Annotated in this window: 2 protein-coding genes; one reads left to right on the plus strand and one right to left on the minus strand. The window is 60.9% G+C overall.

Annotated features, from left to right (window positions below; all coding sequences use genetic code 11):
• Window positions 1–37 precede the first annotated feature (37 nt).
• Window positions 38–427 carry a hypothetical protein gene (locus tag HP499_RS22860; RefSeq protein ID WP_253951758.1) on the plus strand — a complete coding sequence of 130 codons (390 nt, stop codon included), beginning with the start codon at window positions 38–40 and terminating at the stop codon, window positions 425–427.
• 72 nt (window positions 428–499) lie between these two features.
• Here HP499_RS22860 and HP499_RS22865 read toward each other — a convergent pair.
• A partial coding sequence (locus tag HP499_RS22865; protein WP_216660260.1) for a GH25 family lysozyme occupies window positions 500–2,916 on the minus strand: 2,417 nt, incomplete at its 5' end.

The raw sequence follows: 2,916 nt of genomic DNA on the forward strand, positions 1-2,916 counted from the left end.
CGGCCAGCCCCAGTGGTATCAGCGGCATGCCCAGGTCATGATCGGACGGATCGACAGCAACAGTTTTGAGACGGCGGTGCCGTCGCCCTTCCAGGTCTGGAAATTCAACGGAAGCCCCCAATTGAAAATCGCCATGATCGGCGGCGAACTCGTCAGCGGATATGCGGCCTATTTCCGCGGAAGGAATGGCGGGAACAACGGAATTATTGTTGGCGGGTACGCCAATGAATCATGCTGTTACATCCCCAGCAATGAATTCTTTCCGCCTTTCATGCCGCTTGGCAGCTACGAGGGCGGGTGGGAACCGGATTTCCCGGGAATTGCCGGTGGTTCAATGACGGTGTATGGCCATTTGGCTCATTTCAAGGCGGGCACCAACGGTGTGGAAACAACGCTGGTCAATGCCATGAATGCCCTGCTTGCCTAAGGGGATTGGTGGGTTACTGGTGCAGGCCGGCCCAAGGACTCCTCGGACCGGCCGCACTGACGGCGCCGGCTGCTACTTGGCAGCCGGCGACAAAATTGTCAGGTTGCTCCAGCCCGTGCCGATCCTTGACGGTGTTCCCCATGATCGGTTGGAGCCGACGGGGTAATAGCGCAGTTCACCGCCGGTGGTCCGTGCGACGATGCCTAATGAACCGGCACCAGCGAAACCACGGACCGCTCCGAACCCCGAAATCACGTTCCACCCCGTGCCCACAACGGAAGCTGTTTCCTGAACGAAGTTGCCCGTGGCGTTCGAACGGTACAGCTTGAGATCCCCGGTGTCCGTCTTGACGAGGAGATCGGCGTTTGAGTCCTTATCGAAGTCCACCTGCGTAATCTCCAGCCCCGTCCAGCCGACACCGATGGCTACGCCGGTGGAAACTGTTTTTCCGCTGGGGTTGTTGAAGTAGTACAACCGGCCGGTGGAGTCATATCCAACGATTCCGGGATGTGCGTCTGCCTTCTTCCAGGTGCCGACACTCAGGGTCCAGCTCTTCCAGTTGCTTCCGAGGGAGATCGCGGCTCCAAAGCCACTGCCGTTCCTGCCGGGGTAGACGTTCAAGCGGCCGTCAGACCATTGCGCCACGATGTCAAGGGCGCCGTCTCCGTTCCAGTCTGTGACGAAGCCTGCCTTCAAGCCTGCCCAGCCCGTTCCGATCAGGTCTTCCGGCAACAAGGCAGTGGTGCCGGTGCCAGGGTATCGGTAGAGGTTTGCATCGGGCCGGACTGCCAGGATGTCCTCTTGGTCGATGCCAAGGGTGGACTCGACGTCCAGTGGCGCTCCGCTGATGAGGCTCGCGTCGTTCCATCCCACCCCGATGAGGCTGCGGGTGCCCCATGTTCCGGAACCGGCCGGGTAGTAGTAGAGGTCGCCGTTGGATGCCCTGGCATGAAGTCCTTGTGAGTCAGCTCCCTTGAAATTAACTGAGGAGCTCACTGCTGTCATGCCACCCCAACCGGAACCAATGACCCTGCCCGGCTCACTGATGAAGCTGCCCACGCCATTGGAGCGGAACAATCGAAGGGTGCCGTCGGTGGTGCGTGTGACGATGTCCTGGTTGCCGTCGCCGTCGAAGTCGATCTGGTTCAGTTGGTGGCCGCTGAATCCGGTTCCTATCAGGACGCCGCTACCTAGTCCGCCGCCACCGCTGTTCGAGTATCTGTAGAGGTTCCCGCGGTAGTCCTGTCCGATCACACCGGGATAGGAATCCTTGAAGTTCCACCAACCTACGGTGAGGGACATTTCCTGCCATCCGGAGCCGACTTGGATGGGTGCGTAGAAGGAGCCGCCGGGAGCGCCACGGAAGACCTTCAGCGTTCCATCGGACCATTGGGAGAGGATGTCCTGGACGCCGTCCTGGTTCCAGTCCACCACGTAGAGTGCCTTCGCACCGGACCAACCTGAGCCTATGTTCACGGGTCCGGTGATCCTGCCGGCCCCGTTCGCCGGGAAGGCGTCCAAACGCCCTGCCGCGCTGGTGGTCAGGATGTCGGCAGCCGATTTGATGGAGGGGTTTGAAGGGGTGGAAACTCCTCGGGCGAAGGTCCGCAGCTGGTCGTAGCTGCCGTTGAAAATGTTGGAATCGCCCTCAAAGGGGCCGGTGCTGCTGTACTGCCACATGGTGTAGTTGCCCCAACTGACCGGCATGGAGCCAGGTGAGTTGGTGGGGTTGTTCCAATATGAGGCGATCCAAAGGGGATAACTGCCGAACGTCGTGTTGCCAACGCAGGTGTTCCACCAGTCAGTGGTGCTGTAGATGACAGGGAAGCGGCCGGTCAGGGCCTTGACGGTATTGCCAAAGTCGGCTGCCCATTGGCCCAACTGTGCTTTCGACATGTCATAGCAGGTATTGCCGAAATAGAACCCGTTGATGGTTCGCCCCGCGTAGGGGTTGTATTCGATGTCCAGGACGGGCGGGAGGGTATAGCCGTCATCCGTCCATCCTCCACCGTTGGCGACGAAATAGCGGGCTTGGTCCGCACCTGATGACCAGTTGGGGATGGCGAAGTGATACGCGCCGCGCACCATACCCACGTTGCGGGAACCGTTGTACTGCTGGGTGTAATTCTCGTTGAGGTAGTAATTGCCTTCGGATGCCTTAACGTATGCCCAGCGCGACCCCTGGTTCCACTGGCTTTGCCAGTTCACGTTTCCTTGGTGGGCGCTGACATCCTGGCCGGCGACCCCGATGGTAGGCCGCCAGTGGCTTGGGTCGGCCGCCATGGGCACGGCGGTGCCGATTGCGGACCCCGCGGCCCGCGAGCCCGAGGCCCCCGATGCCCCTTTGCCCTGCTTTGCTGCCAGGACACGGGGAGACCTTTGCCCCATTTCCGCGCCGCCGGCAGGGATGGCAGCCCGCATCGCTGCCTTCATGGCCTCAGCATCAGGGGCGTTGCCAGGCATGGTCTGTTTCCTGGCCGGCTGCTCCC

Origin of the sequence: Paenarthrobacter sp. CM16, from assembly GCF_013179505.1 — a bacterium.
Lineage (GTDB): Bacteria > Actinomycetota > Actinomycetes > Actinomycetales > Micrococcaceae > Arthrobacter.

What these genes read in the sequence shown, in the direction of transcription:
- HP499_RS22860 (WP_253951758.1), top strand. Translation starts at nt 38, where the DNA reads ATGATCGGACGGATCGACAGCAACAGTTTTGAGACGGCGGTGCCGTCG.